11 protein-coding genes are annotated in these 14,415 nt (G+C 37.6%); 7 read left to right on the plus strand and 4 right to left on the minus strand.

The window, feature by feature from the left end:
- The 4 genes from CW745_RS08795 to CW745_RS08810 form a co-directional block, all read right to left on the minus strand.
- Positions 1–1,545 (minus strand): chain length-determining protein, encoded by a 1,545-nt coding sequence (locus CW745_RS08795; protein ID WP_101108283.1) that lies wholly within the window; start codon positions 1,543–1,545, stop codon positions 1–3.
- 2 nt (positions 1,546–1,547) lie between these two features.
- Positions 1,548–2,153: an XrtA/PEP-CTERM system exopolysaccharide export protein gene (locus CW745_RS08800; protein ID WP_101108284.1), complete on the minus strand. Its 606-nt coding sequence runs from the start codon at positions 2,151–2,153 to the stop codon at positions 1,548–1,550.
- 25 nt (positions 2,154–2,178) lie between these two features.
- Positions 2,179–4,230, minus strand: coding sequence for an XrtA/PEP-CTERM system histidine kinase PrsK (gene prsK, locus CW745_RS08805; protein WP_101108285.1), 2,052 nt, complete (start codon positions 4,228–4,230; stop codon positions 2,179–2,181).
- 168 nt (positions 4,231–4,398) lie between these two features.
- Complete coding sequence (locus CW745_RS08810) at positions 4,399–5,427, minus strand: hypothetical protein (protein WP_101108286.1); 1,029 nt, start codon at positions 5,425–5,427, stop codon at positions 4,399–4,401.
- Positions 5,428–5,727: 300 nt separating this feature from the next.
- Between CW745_RS08810 and CW745_RS08815 the strand changes: the two genes are divergently transcribed.
- The 7 genes from CW745_RS08815 to CW745_RS08845 are packed head-to-tail and all read left to right on the plus strand — an operon-like array spanning position 5,728 to position 14,355.
- A complete protein-coding gene (locus tag CW745_RS08815; protein WP_101108287.1) occupies positions 5,728–6,525 on the plus strand; it encodes a WecB/TagA/CpsF family glycosyltransferase in 798 nt (265 codons plus the stop codon).
- A 14-nt stretch (positions 6,526–6,539) separates the two neighbouring features.
- Entirely contained in the window at positions 6,540–7,523 is a 984-nt protein-coding gene (locus CW745_RS08820; RefSeq protein ID WP_101108288.1) for a sulfotransferase, read from the plus strand.
- Between the two features lie 6 nt (positions 7,524–7,529).
- Positions 7,530–9,077 (plus strand): MATE family efflux transporter, encoded by a 1,548-nt coding sequence (locus tag CW745_RS08825; RefSeq protein WP_101108289.1) that lies wholly within the window; start codon positions 7,530–7,532, stop codon positions 9,075–9,077.
- Positions 9,078–9,121: 44 nt separating this feature from the next.
- Positions 9,122–10,330, plus strand: coding sequence for a hypothetical protein (locus tag CW745_RS08830; protein WP_101108290.1), 1,209 nt, complete (start codon positions 9,122–9,124; stop codon positions 10,328–10,330).
- A gap of 51 nt (positions 10,331–10,381) precedes the next feature.
- On the plus strand, positions 10,382–11,563 hold the full coding sequence (locus CW745_RS08835) for a glycosyltransferase family 4 protein (protein WP_238596764.1): 1,182 nt from the start codon (positions 10,382–10,384) through the stop codon (positions 11,561–11,563).
- Positions 11,556–12,890: a hypothetical protein gene (locus CW745_RS08840; protein ID WP_101108292.1), complete on the plus strand. Its 1,335-nt coding sequence runs from the start codon at positions 11,556–11,558 to the stop codon at positions 12,888–12,890. Before CW745_RS08835 ends, CW745_RS08840 begins: the two co-directional genes overlap by 8 nt.
- Positions 12,891–12,936: 46 nt before the next feature.
- Positions 12,937–14,355, plus strand: coding sequence for an O-antigen ligase family protein (locus CW745_RS08845; RefSeq protein WP_101108293.1), 1,419 nt, complete (start codon positions 12,937–12,939; stop codon positions 14,353–14,355).
- Positions 14,356–14,415 lie beyond the last annotated feature (60 nt).

Consider the following 14,415-nt stretch of genomic DNA (forward strand, 5'->3'; position numbering starts at 1 on the left):
TTACAACCCTCCTAATTCGATAATTTGTGTTAATGAAAGTCCGTATTTATGTCTGATGGCAAAGCCTGCATAGGCGAGCATGGCAACAACAATTAAAGCTAAAAGGAGAATGTTGCTAATTCGGCGCTTTCTTTTTTCTTGGCTGGTAATTGCACGTGGTAAACTGGCTAAGATAGAGATGCTCTCCATGTTAGTAAGTTGATCGGCAAAACGAATGCGTCCATCTAATAGAATTTTACCCGCAAAGATAGCTAAGATAAATCCAATTGCTAAGATTGGGCCTGCCAATAAAAAGTGGATAAAACGAAAGCCTGTTGGTGCATTAGGATAAGTGGCCGCTTCTTGTATTTTAAAGTTAACCCCTTGGCCTTGAATATCTAATACCATGGATATTCTTGCTTGCTCTTTTTTCGCGAGCATATCTTCATACTGCGCTTGAAATACGCTGTAGTCTCGAGTGAGTTCCGATAGCTCTGCTTTATTGTTAGCAATACGCTTACGACGTTCATAGGCTTCATCTAATAGTGAATTAAATGCTTTTAATCTATTATTCAAAGTCCGTTGTTCAACGCGAGCCGCAGATAACTTACTTCGTAACTCTTTATAGAGAGGGTTAAAGTCAGAATCAATCGATTTAGCTGGCTTCTCTTTCTTATTTACCTCACGGATATTTTCTTGGAGATCTGCAATTTGATAGGTCAGCTCAATAATTGCTGGGTAGTCATCTTGATAGCTTAATTGTAAGGTTGCTTTTTTCTGTTGTAGCTCTTTTAATTGCGTATGGTAAATAGAAGCTTCAAAATCACTACTAGCAAAACGGCTCTCTTTAGATAACTGAGATTTTAAAGACCAAATACGTGTATCACCCTCTTCGATCAATATGTTCATCTCTTCAATTGAGCTACGCAATGAAGCAATACGAGCACTTACTTGCTCCTCTGTACCATCAAAATTATTCGATTGAAATTCTTTTAATTTCGATTCTGCGGCGAGTAACAAGGTTTTATACGATGCCGTTTGTTGCTCAATAAAGTTATAAGCGTTCCTACTTTCTTTACGTTTTGAGTTGGCGCTATCTTCTATAAATAGACTCACCACTTTATTGATAGTGGTAAAAGTTCTATCTGCATTGGTATCTTTATAACTGATCTGAATGTAGTTTTTCGACTTACCGTCAATAGTGAGGTTGTTACGTAATTGCCCCATTTTTAAATCTTTAGCCTGTGCATTTGGGAATGCATCTTTACCATAAATATCGTCAATCACCTGATTTAATATACGAGGTGAATAGATAATGTCACGTACCTGCGTTGTTCTGTTTTGCTTAATGCCTGTAACTGAGGTTTTACTGCCTAACAATGGTTTAATGATGTTTTGATTATCGGCAAAAATAGTGATAGAGGTAGTGAAAGTCGAAGGTCTAAACATACCCGCAATCATGACAACAAAGCTTATGCTGATAATGGTCAGCGCAACTTTAAACTTGCGCTTACAAAGTTCATACCAAACAACACCGATATACTTAAAAATTTCATTTAATTCCATGACTAAAATACACTCTCTGGGATGATCAAAATATCTGACGGGCGAAGTTCATAGTTCGTCTCTAATGAACCATTATCTAGAATTTCGTGAATATACACAGGGTAAGACTCTATGCCACTTGGTGTTTTACGGTATAGGATGGCATCATCTGCATTAGCAAACTCAGTCAAACCACCCGCTTCTAAGACTAGATCTAGAACAGTAATATCTTTATAAAAGGGGATAGATAAAGGATTATTAACGGCACCTGTAATTCGAATACGGTTAGTATAAATAGCGCTATTTGCTGCCGTCACAATCACAGTGACATTAGGAGAGCGGATATATTTATTGAGCTTTTTCGCTATATTTTTAGAAAGGGCTTCGGGAGCTAGATCTTTCGCTTGTATATCGCCGATCAATGGCATTGATATTTGACCGTCAGGTCGTACTGAGACCGCGAGAGAAAGCTCTGGATTTTGCCATACGCTAATATAAAGCTGATCAGCATTACCAATTTGATATTCTGCTACGCTAATATCTTCTTCAAATGGCGTAACATGTTCTGGTTTATTGGCACAGGCCGATAATAATGTTACTGCTAACATTATGATTAATTTATTTTTCATATGTACTCTCTCCCTGACGGTATGATTAATTTAAAATTGTGTTGGCATTTTTAGGAATATAAATTGAAAATTTACTGCCTATATTTAAGGTGCTTTCTACAAAGAATTGCCCCTCTAATGAATGAATTATCTCTCTAATTTGATAGGCGCCTAAACCCATCCCATTATCCTGTTTGGTACTATCAAAAGGCTTAAAAAGCTTGTTGTTAATAAACGCTTGACTCATTCCTACCCCTGTATCCATTACTTCAAGCCAAATAGCCTCTTTATCTGTTCGCAATATTATATCTATCTGGCCATTATCTTCTGTGGCATCCTGTGCATTTTTTATTAGGTGGTTGAGCACCATTAATAGTTTGTCCGCATCCACATTTAAACTCGTATCTGCTTGAAAAGCTTTTAGTGTAGGTATTGGTGATGCGTGTTTATTCATTTCAATTGCTTGTGCTATTAAATGATTAATATTAACCAAGTTACTGCTATTACGATGCTTCCCCTGTAGCTTGACTAATAGCGCATCCATTTTTTGTACGGAGTTAGCGATGGTATCAATCGCATCATCAACAAATTCAGGGTGATGTTTATATTTTTCTGCATTTTTGACTACTAAGGCTTGTTGCGCGATTAAATTTTTAATGTCGTGAATAGCAAATGCAGTGATCTTATTAAAGATATCAAATTGTTGATTTTGAATTAATTTCTCATGGGCTTGCTGGTGGCTAATATAACTCGCTATCTGCCGACCTGTTAATTTAAGCATATCTAAATCTTCCCAAATTAACTCTGTTTTAACGCGTTGCTCAGATAAAAGCATAAAACCAATAAGTTCTTGTTCGTTATTTAATGGCACAATGACCCACGGCTCTTTAAATGATGTTAACCATTCTGGGAGATGTTGATTGTTTGTTTTATCAATCTCATTTTTATTATAAGCCGGCTGAAAAATCCATTCCTGTTTCTCGAGTAGTTCAATGAATGGCGTGTGGTTATTTTGAATTGGATTATTGGCTAATGGCCCATGGTTAATGCTATTAACCATGGAATAAAATTGTGGGCCTTTAATCCAAACCGCACCACTTTGGCATGAAAAGATTGTTAACATCGCCCGTAAAGATTTCTCATAGCTATTACCGCCTTGAGTGAGTAGCTTATCTAATTTCATCCACTGTTGTTTATAGTCATATTTGTGAGCAAAAAAGTGTTTACTGATCCAAACAAACACTGTGAGTCGTGCTGTTTCAGAAAATGAGAGGGCAATAATAGAAAAGATTGCGAGCACATATAGCATGATAGTCGATGCATTTAGCCAGCTAATTTGTAGATAATTAAAAATAGACCCTAACAGAGCCATAATTAATAAAAAGAACCCTACTAATGTAATGCTGGTATTAAAAATAATAACGGAGTTAGAGAGCTTAAACTTTCCTCGTTGTTGTAATTGTGGAGCATAAAAAATTACAGTTAATGCCATTATTAAAGAGGTAGCCGAAGCTACAAAACCACGTGCATGCCATATCTCTTGATTGTGTTCAGCAAATAAAAGTAGGTTAGAGAACACTAGAATGTCATAAGCAAAAATTGTAAAAGCAGCGAGTGCGATTAATTTTGCCATACGACTAGAATGGTCGTGGCGCAATAATTGTTCGCAAATAATGATCCCTAATAAACAGATAGCCATTTTGCTATATAACCAGAAGTTTGCAAAAGGAAGCGCAATAATTTGAGTCATTATTGAATAGATAAATGAGATTATTAATACAGGTATGGTGATAAATAAGGTAGTGGACCATAGCGCAGGTAATTTTGTGCCTCGAGAAAGCATGAGTAGGCATAAAAGCATTAGCAAGAGTGTTAAATAACGCAAAGCTTCAATAATTAGTAATTGTGCGCTATTAACTAAATAACTATCAAGCTGAGTAGGCAGGCTAATATGCCAAACTACAGCGCAGAGGGCATAGATGAGAAAGCTAATTTTAGTTCGAGTAATGTGTATTTTAAAGAAGACTACGATCGCTAAAGCGATTTCAACAGAACCTAGTAACAAGTTACTAAACTCCGTATTTTGATAAAAGTCCATTTAAAAATTCCAATTTACAATTGTTTCAAACGAGTGGGAAATCTGGGGTAAACGCACTTCACAAATAATATATTTTTTATGCCATTATAGCTTTTATATCAACAAGAAGGCAAATGCTGCTGCAGTGTTTAAATGTGCCTTCTGCTATTTGCTTGATGCTGACTACAACTAAATGCTGTGTAAGTTATTATTTTTTAAGTTCTTTAGATCTTGAAAAGTGATGAAGTTTAGGTTGTTATTTTTTTCTAAAAATTGTTCAAGCTTTATTAATGAAAACTCGCAGAGGCTTTTAGGGTGCCCCATAACATTGAAAACAGCTTTTGGGGGTGTCGACTTTTTATGTGTGATAAATGCTTGTTGAAGTTGACCCGCTTTTGCGCCATCAATCATTACTGGGCCATGTGTCGTTTTTGTTAATCGTTCAATATAGTAATTGCCATGCGCAACCATTGCTTGTCCATCCCCGAAAGGTTTAAATTGTTGCCCTGAGAATTTCTTCCTAAAAGCCAACTTCCAAAAGAATAGAGGGGAAGTTTTGAATGAACTAATGGGTAATTCAGTAAAGAAGCCATTTTCATCTTCAAGCAAAGGATCGTTTGAGAATGACCAATGTGCTTTCGGGGGAAGCGCATGGAAATTAAAGTAACGGGTAGGGTCATCGGAGTGACCACCTGAAAATACTGTGCTGTCTAGCCAAATGTTGTGATTTTCAAGTGCAGATTGTAGTCTGTCAAAGGGTTGAATACACCAACCACCTGCGCGATACGCAAAAATATCATGAACAGTAAAGTGCTGTAGCTCTTCTTTATAACTTTTAACAATATCGTTAACTTCTCTTTCCGAAAAATCATGAAGGCGGTATCGCTCAGTTGTGATTTTCCATCCCTCATGATCATAAGTGCTGTCATACCAATGGGGATGAATATGTAACTGAATATCATGCCCTTGTTCGGAAAGGGTTAGTAGCTGTGTTTGAATTTGCTTATATTGTTCTATGAGTTCTGGGTATTGCTGACCATACTCTCGGAGTTTTACTAAAAAACCAACGTCAACAAATAGGCTAACTTTAGCGTTAAACTTATCTAAAACAGAGATTAGTTTTTGTGTTGGTGTAATCATACAATGTTGAACACTACCTGGCTTTTTACCAAAAAACAGTTCGTAATCTAAGCTTAATAAAAAATCGGTCTTGTGCATTGCTAATCAACTCCTTGTCATTGAGATGCGATTATAAAGTGATTATTGGTTAGTTACTACCTCGGTATTAAAATCATTATATGCGCTAATAATCAGTTGTTTTACGTATGCTTCATTGGGTTTTCTTAAATTGTTTTTTTATCAATCTTAGGTATAAAAAACAGCCTCTAAATGAAGCGCCTCGTTTACAAAATGTTCAGTTACTGCTATGGTTCGCGCCTTATTTTAGATTACACTTTATTACTAAAGTGACATTTCGCCTTTTGAACGAGGGCTTACGTATGCAAAGGAGAGCAATGCGTGTCAGATATCGACTCTATTGACGGTAATTCGTTACCTAAACTTCAGGTTCAACAAAAAACGATACAGCTTTTTGGGATTAATATACACGCTCTCTCGATGAAAGAAGCATTAGCTAATGTGCATCAAGCAATCACTAACAAACAGTCCTTACATGTCGGTATGCTTAATGCTGCGAAAGTCGTCAATATGAAACGTAATCCCGCATTGGGTGAAGATGTGACTTCATCCAATATGATTCTTGCTGACGGTAGTGCAGTGGTAATGGCGAGTAAGTTATTAGGTAAAAAGTTACCCGAACGTGTTGCTGGTATAGATTTAATGCACGGAATTCTAGCAGAGGGAAGCCAGCTTGGTTATCGTGTTTTTTGCTTGGGGGCAACGGAAGAGATTTCGCATCAAATAGAAATTGAAATAGGGAAGCATTATCCAGGAGTTGTCGTGGCTGGGCGTCAAAATGGTTACTTTTCTGCAGAGCAGGAGCCGAGTGTCGCGCAACGTATTGCTGACTCTAAAGCAGACGTTTTATTTGTGGCTATTACCTCTCCTAAAAAAGAGCAATTTATGGCTAAATGGAACGCCACCATGAAAGTGCCGGTAGTACATGGAGTTGGTGGCTCATTTGATGTTTTTGCTGGAAAAGTACAACGTGCTCCTTTGATGTGGCAAAAATTAGGGATGGAGTGGCTATATCGCGTTTTGCAGGAGCCTGGGCGTCTTTGGAAGCGTTACTTAGTTACTAATACTTTATTTCTTGGCATGTTAGCTAAAGAAATGATCAAGCCAACAAAATCCTAAATAGTAAAAAAATCATGACTCAGAAAAAACAGAAACTTGTCTATTTAGCTGCAGCTAGTCATTCCGGTTCGACAATGACAGCGATGTTACTTGGCGCACATCCAGACTTGTGCAGTGTCGGTGAATTGAAAGCGATAAATCTCGGAGATAAAAATAGTTACCTATGCTCCTGTAAAACATTAGTCGGTCAGTGTCACTTTTGGCAGGGGGTAACAGAGAAAATGGCGAGTAAAGGTCATGATTTTTGTATCTCTGATGCTGGGACTGATATCCGTACCGGCGCAACTCCGTATATGTTACGTTTACTTCGTCCTTTAGTTCGTGCGCCTTTCATGGAACTTATCCGTGATTCCTTATTAAGTTTATCTCCTGTGTGGAGAAAACAACTACCTTACTTACAAAAACGTAATGCTGATTATGCTCGCTCAATCGCCGAGCAAGCGGGAGTTGATACAGTGGTTGACTCTTCTAAAATCGGTATCCGTTTAAAGTACCTGTTACAAAACCCCGAATTAGATGTAAAAGTTATTTGGATCGTGCGAGATGGACGAGGTGTATCGCTTGCATATAAAAATCCTTCTGAGTTTGCCGATGCAAAAGATCCTAAACTACGCGGTGGAGGAGCAGGAAAAACACAGGAGCATCACCGTGGTGTTGAAATTGGCGCACAAGAGTGGGTGAAATGTAACAAAGAAACACAGGCTATTTTAAACACGATGCCTAAGAAAAATTGGATGCGTGTACGCTATGAAGATATCTGTAATGAAACAGATAAAACGCTAGATCAGATATTTGACTTTATCGGTGTAGATGCTTCTAAAAAACGTTTGGACTTTAAAACAGTAGAGCATCATGTCGTCGGCAATGGGATGCGTTTAGATGACTCTGAAGTTATTCAACTGGATGACCGCTGGAAAACACAATTGGATGAGCAAGATTTAGCAACGTACTATCAAGTTGCAGGTGAATGCCATCACGAACTTGGTTACACGGAATAAACAATAATGACGCAACAGGTAACCAAGGCAAAAAAAGATGATTTAACTGGGCAAGACCGTTTTGCATGGAATTTATTGGTAAGTTGGGCAAGCCAATTCGTACTTATTTTCTCAGGTTTTATTATGCCACGGCTAGTGGATGATAAAGTTGGACAAGAGTTGTTAGGTATTTGGGATTTTGGCTGGTCTTTTGTGAGTTACTTAAGCCTAGTTGGCCTAGGAATGGGCGCTTGCTTTAACCGCTATATAGCAAAACACCGTGCTGCCGGTGACTTCGAAGCGCTTAATAAAGTGGCAAATTCGGCGGTATTCGTACAATTGATTTTCTCCAGTGTGACCGCATTTTGCACAATATCATTTTATTTTCTTTTACCTATCTATTTTGATGATGCATTACACGCGAATATGGAGATGGCGCAGTGGGTCGTGCTCTTTTTAGGGTTAAGTGTATCTGTACAAATGATAGCGGGCTCTGCAAGTGGTTTATTGACCGGTTATCACCGTTGGGATATTCATAATGCGTTGCATGCCGGGGATAGCATTTTTTCATTGATTTTGATGTTTATAGCCCTGTATTTTACCGACCTGGGTGTCGCGGGTATGGCAATCGGTTATTTAATTTCGACGATCACATTTGAAACGTTACGCTTTGTTTTTGTGAATAAATTATGCAACGAATTTCAATTTAATCTGCGTCTCGCCAACTTCATTAGCTGTAAAGAAATGTTGATTTTTGGTATTAAAAGTATGCTATCAAATGTACCTCCTATTATTCTATTACAAACTATCAGTATTATGTTGGTAAGTACTATTGGCCCCGCCGCATTAGCTATTTTTGCTCGCCCAATGGCATTAACAAAACAGGTCAAAACATTTATGGCCAAGTTTACCTTGATGCTGACTCCAACCACTGGATCAATGCAGGGTACCGGCGATATTAAAGCGATACAGGCGCTGTTTATTAACACAACCACTTTGAGCTTTGCATTTGCTTTACCCAGTTTAGGTTTCTTGTTTATCTATGGTGATGTCATTTTACATTATTGGATGGGGAGTGAGTATGCACTTTCTTCTCTGGTAATGATTCTCGCATTGGGTCAGTTATTACCGATGGGGCAAGATACCTCCATTCGCATTTTAATGGGGATGAATCAGCATGGGCGCATTTCTCTTTTTGCTTTTATTGCCGTATTTGTTCTTTTTGCCATCGGGCTTCTTTTTGCTGGTGTTGAGCATTGGGAGTTAACTACTGCAGCGTTGCTATTTGTTGTGCCAATGAACATTGTTTATGGCTTAATTGTACCTATTTATACATGTAAAGAGTTAAAGTTGTCGTGGTTCAGCTATATCATTAGTAGCCTATTGAAACCACTTGCTTATATCACTCCCTTTTTAGGTCTTATTTATTGGTCTCGACAAGCATTTGATGCTGAACAAATGTTGGCTGCCTTTGTGAGTTTTGTGTTGGCTGGCATTCTCACCTTCATTATCTACTTTATTTATTTAGTGCCGGAAAAGCTACAGCAGAAAATACTAGGGCGATTTAAATGGTAAGCGTGATCGATTTAGGGACTTTAACTTAATGAGGTTAATAAAATATGGATGTTAGTTTAAGGAAGTATCCTTATCCCTATCAAGCGATGTTGGCAATCTGCAGTGATTTAGATGAAACACCTAACAAAGAGATCTATTTTGAAACTGCACGATATTTAAATACTTCAGAAGAGACGTTGCTTGGGAAGGGGGTTGGATTAGAGGTGGGCAACACTCTCTATTTTGATATGCCTGAGCATAATTTCTCTTATACAAATACTGATGATGATGGTCGCGAAAAAATACAAACCTTGATTCAATCTGGGCATATTGATTGTTTACACTCATTTGGTGATTTTGTTAACTCTCGAGAAAAAATAGAGAAGTGCTGGGCTGAAATTCGCCAACATGAACGTAAAATAGAGGTATGGGTCGATCACGCCCAAGCCCCAACTAATTTAGATAACGATATCATGCAAGGTAAGGGCGCTATCATTGGCGAGAGCGCTTACCATAGCGATTTAACGGTTAAAAGTGGTGCATTGCCTTTTATTTGGAAAGGTCGGGTAACCAGCTGTGCTGCGCAGAATGCCAAAAGAAGTTATCGCGCCATCTTTAATAAACGTCATATCAAAGCTTCTTTAAAAACCATTGCCCTTGAATTTATCAAAGGATGGTTAGCTCGCCTAGGTAATGAAAAATATGCGATGCATAAGGCCAATAAAGTATTAAGAAAAACAACGCTTGTAGATGGCAGTGAAATCACTGAATTTATGCGTTGCAACCCAGCTTGGGGGGGCGTATCTTGCTTTGATCAAGCACGTGGTATTCATCATGTATTAACTAAACCTGTTTTAGATGCACTTGTACAACAGCAAGGCTGCAGTGTTTTATATAGCCACCTAGGTAAAGTGCACTCTGTTGAAGCCCCTTTTAGTGATGATACGCGACAAGCATTTGAATTATTAGCTAACTATCAAAGCAACTCTTTAATATTGACCGCTACTACCAGGCGATTGTTGGGCTATTTGCGCGCACAGCAAGAGATAACATTTCATACTGAGTTAAAAAATGAAACATTACACATTATTGTTACTACCTCATTGGCGATAACCGAGTTACAGGGACTCACTTGGGAAGTTGGTAATGCTAAAGATGTTTGCTTGTTTATTAATGGTATTCAGCTTGAAGGGCTACAGGTAAATAAGTCAGATGAAGTAGGCATGCATAGCGTGTCTATTCCATGGCTAACACTTTCATTTCCCACACTATAAAGGTTTTTGGTTTTCTTTATGTATTTAATAAAATTATACCTAGGTAAATTAATGATGTTTAGCTTTTGGTTGCTAATCACTATTTTTTCATGGTTACCTAAAAGAAAAGAAAGAAAACAAAAAGTAGTTGTTTTAACTGGGACTTTCTATTCAAAAAATTGGGCTAATGCGCACCTTTTGCCATTAGTTAGTTGTCCATCAGTGAAGCATGTATACATTGTTTCTACTCATTTAGAGTATCAAGCTGATGGATTAACTATTGTAACACCATCCGATTTATCCTGTAGATATATTGGACACACGCTGGCACGTTTACTCTGTTTCTTTTCAACCGCCGTTAAAGTTAAGCCTGATTATATGGGGGGCTTTCATATCCTGTTTAACGCCTCTTTTGCTATTTTATTTGCCAATATACTACGTACTCGTTCAATCTACTTCAGTGGTGGAGGGGTAACTGAAACACTAGAAACAGGCGCTTCAGAAAACAGCTACTTTAAGTTCATTGAGCAAAAAGATCAGTTTTTAACTTCGACTATTTGCAACATTATTGCTCATGCAACTGCGATTATTACGATGGGGAAAGGCGCTAAAAGTTTTCTTGCGAAAAATGGTGTTAATAATGAACGTATTCATATTATTTCAGGCTCAATTGATAAATCTAAATTCTACCCGCCCTCATCAGAGTCACCTAAGCCATTTGATATAGTTTTAACTGCTCGCCTATCAGCTATTAAACAGGTAGATCTGTATATTGATGTGATAGCTGAGATATATCAGAGAGGGCATAGCTGCAATGCATTAATTATTGGCGATGGTCCCCTTTTTACTGAACTACAAAACTATGCCACTAAAAGTGGAATGCAAAAAAATATAACGTTTGCCGGACATCAAGATGACGTCTTATCATGGTTACACCAATCTAAGGTGTATATTTTAACATCTCGTACCGAGGGGCTGTCTTTATCCTTATTGGAAGGGCTAAAGGCTGGGTTACCTGCTATTGTGCCAAATGTAGGCGACTTGGGGGATGTGTTAAAGGATGGTTATAACGGTCATTTAATTGAGAAACACAGCAAGCAAGATTTTGCGTCGCATATCATTGAATTAATTGAATCGAAAGAAAAACTAGAACAGTTTTCACAACATGCCGTCGAATCAACGGATCGCTTCGATTTATCGGTTGTCCAGCAACAGTGGGTCGCTCTATTTAAAAAAGGGAATATTTTTGAGTAACTTTCAACTAACTAAATTTATGGCAAATTGTTTTGATAGTATGAAGCAGTTTTCTTTTGCTGAAAAAATTATCCGTAGAAATCCGCTTTACTACAGTAAAGCGAAACAATTATTTTCAGATTTAAAAGCAATGCCTCTAACTGAACGTAAGCAGTCTGTTGAATCGTTGTTAATACGCACCTTAAAATCACGCACTCATCATATTAAGCAGTTTAAAGCGGATAAGGGGGGCTTAAGCGTACTGCCTTACATTAATAAAAAATCTATCCAAGAAAACCCTAAAGCGTTTTTAGGGTTTTGGTATAAGTTGTCTATTCCTTCGGGAACAGGAGGCTCTACAGGAGTACCGTTACGCTTATATCGTTCATTCCCATCAATTGTTGTGGAGCAGGCCGCTATTGATAGCATATATAGTGATAACGGTATTGAACCTGATCTATCAAAAATTGCTGTCTTAAGGGGAGATTCAATAAAAGCAGTAGATGATAATAATCCACCGTTTTGGAAATATAATGCAAAGGGTCGTATTCTAAAACTTTCTGCACACCACATGAACAGTAATACGATACATCATTATGTAAAAGAACTAGAAAAGTTTAAGCCGGATGTTATTTATGCTTACCCTAGTGCGATAGAATTTTTTACTCATTTAGTTTCTCAAAGTGGGCTGTCATTTAATGTGTCATTATTAGTGACATCATCAGAAGTGTTTACTACTCAGTCCAGAAAGAGAGTAAGTAATATATTAAACTGTAAAACTTGTGACTATTTTGGACAAGCTGAAAGAATGGCTTTTGCTTACAGTTATGAAATAGATGAATACTTCTTTTTGCCTGGTTATTCTCGAATTGAATTGGCTTACCAATATAGCGAAGATGAGTATGACTATTATGAGGTGATCGGTACTTCGTTGCATAATAATGCAATGTCAGTACAAAGATATTGCACGGGAGACCTTGCGGTTTTACCAAAGGGGTTAACTAAAGAACAGATAGAAGAAATTGCTTATGGTGTAAAGCCCTTTAAGGGGATATTAGGAAGGACATCTGAGTATCTATTGGGGCCAGATCGCCAGCAACTAATTGGCATTAACCAAATCCCTAAATTTATCGATAATGTAGTACAGATGCAATTTGTTCAAGATAAATTAGATCATGTCAATCTTTATGTTGTTCCTGAGGCGGGTTTTAATTCTGAGAACCAAGCTGAACTATTAAAAAGTGCGCGTAAAAAAATCCCAGATTCCGTCATTATTAACATTATTGTCACTGATAAATTGGAAAAAACTAAAGCCCATAAAACTCCTTTAGTTATTAGGCGTTGCTAATGCAATTTTCTATTGTAATGTTAATTAATCAATCATGAGGTTATAGATGATTCGTATTACCTTGTTAACACTACTTATCGCTTACTTAAGCGCCTACGCTTGGAAAGATTGGTTTCGTACCGCATGCTGGCTAGTATTATTGATGTCTATTTTTCAGCATCCTGATATGCCTAAAGCTGTTGCAGGTGTACCAGGTTTAAATCACTGGAACTTTCTCTTTTTAAATACAGTTATGTCTTGGTTGATTAACCGGAAAAAACAAAAGCTCCCTTGGGAAATGCCCCCTTTTTTAAATTTATTACTTTTTATGTACGCCTTTTTTATTATTTTGAGTGTGGTTCGTTATTTGAATTATCACGACGGGGTTCTTGAGCTGGTGGCTCACCTTGGTGGTAAAGCATACCTAGGCTCTAAAGCAATAAATGAGTATCTAATAAATTGTTTTAAATGGGTGTTGCCTGCACTGATAATTTTTGATGGTTGCCGTAATCGCAAGCAATATAATATGGCTATTATAGTTTTAGCTCTTTTGTACATACTCCTAGCTTTACAAGTAGTTAAAGCAATGAAGTTAGGTTCTTTAACGATGGGTGGAGAGGCACTACAACGTAAAGCCCTTAAGATCATTTCCAAGAGTGTTGGTTTTCATCGAGTAAATATATCGATGATGATGAGCGGTGCATTTTGGGCAGTCTTTTGCTTGAAAGAGTTCGCTACAAATCGCCAGTATTGGTTGTTTATTATACCTAGTTGCCTGTTTATTTTTCTTGCAATGGCATTAACAGGTGGCCGAACTGGTTATGCTACCTGGGCTATCCTTGGTTTAATATTCTGCCTATTTAAATGGAAAAAATACTTATTATTAGCGCCTATTATATTTTCTTTAATAATGGCATTTGCGCCTTCTGCTATCGAACGTTTAACACAAGGTTTTGCAAGTGAGGAGTCGATAGAGGAATCGAGTGCAAATTTTGAGGAAGAACAAGTTGATTTAACAACAGTGACTTCTGGAAGAGTTTATGTTTGGCCACTTGTTTGGGAATCAATTACAGAGGCTCCATTTTTTGGTCATGGACGTAACTCGACTCAGAATGAGGGAATTACTTTAAGAATATTATTTGAATATGGCGAGTTTGAAATGTTTCCCCACCCGCATAATGCATATTTGGAGTGGTTACAAGATAATGGGTTTATCGGCGCCTTTCCTGTGTTTTTATTTTACTTAATTTTATTAAAGTATGCCTGGGCGCTCTTTCGTGATGACTCTGAAAAAATATATGTAGTGACAGGAGGAATGGCTTTATCGTTATTATTGGCATTTTTAATCGCCTCTACAGGAAGCCAGACCTTTTATCCAAGGGAGGGGGCTGTTGGAATGTGGGTCGCTATTGGGATATTGCTCAGAGTTTATATTGAGCGAGGTAAGAAAAAGAAAGGTAAAGTTAGTTCGTTGATAGACGTTTAAACAGAGCTTATCGTGTTGAAACATAGCCATTATTTTGCAGATAATTGTGGCGATTAAAGA

It is taken from the genome of Psychromonas sp. psych-6C06, assembly GCF_002835465.1.
In the GTDB taxonomy this organism is placed as follows: Bacteria; Pseudomonadota; Gammaproteobacteria; order Enterobacterales; family Psychromonadaceae; genus Psychromonas.

Excerpts from the sequence above, each read along its gene's own strand:
- CW745_RS08795 (WP_101108283.1), bottom strand. The coding sequence starts at position 1,545 with ATGGAATTAAATGAAATTTTTAAGTATATCGGTGTTGTTTGGTATGAA.
- CW745_RS08800 (WP_101108284.1), bottom strand. The coding sequence starts at position 2,153 with ATGAAAAATAAATTAATCATAATGTTAGCAGTAACATTATTATCGGCC.
- prsK (WP_101108285.1), bottom strand. The coding sequence starts at position 4,230 with ATGGACTTTTATCAAAATACGGAGTTTAGTAACTTGTTACTAGGTTCT.
- CW745_RS08810 (WP_101108286.1), bottom strand. The coding sequence starts at position 5,427 with ATGCACAAGACCGATTTTTTATTAAGCTTAGATTACGAACTGTTTTTT.
- CW745_RS08820 (WP_101108288.1), top strand. The coding sequence starts at position 6,540 with ATGACTCAGAAAAAACAGAAACTTGTCTATTTAGCTGCAGCTAGTCAT.
- CW745_RS08825 (WP_101108289.1), top strand. The coding sequence starts at position 7,530 with ATGACGCAACAGGTAACCAAGGCAAAAAAAGATGATTTAACTGGGCAA.
- CW745_RS08830 (WP_101108290.1), top strand. The coding sequence starts at position 9,122 with ATGGATGTTAGTTTAAGGAAGTATCCTTATCCCTATCAAGCGATGTTG.
- CW745_RS08835 (WP_238596764.1), top strand. The coding sequence starts at position 10,382 with ATGATGTTTAGCTTTTGGTTGCTAATCACTATTTTTTCATGGTTACCT.
- CW745_RS08845 (WP_101108293.1), top strand. The coding sequence starts at position 12,937 with ATGATTCGTATTACCTTGTTAACACTACTTATCGCTTACTTAAGCGCC.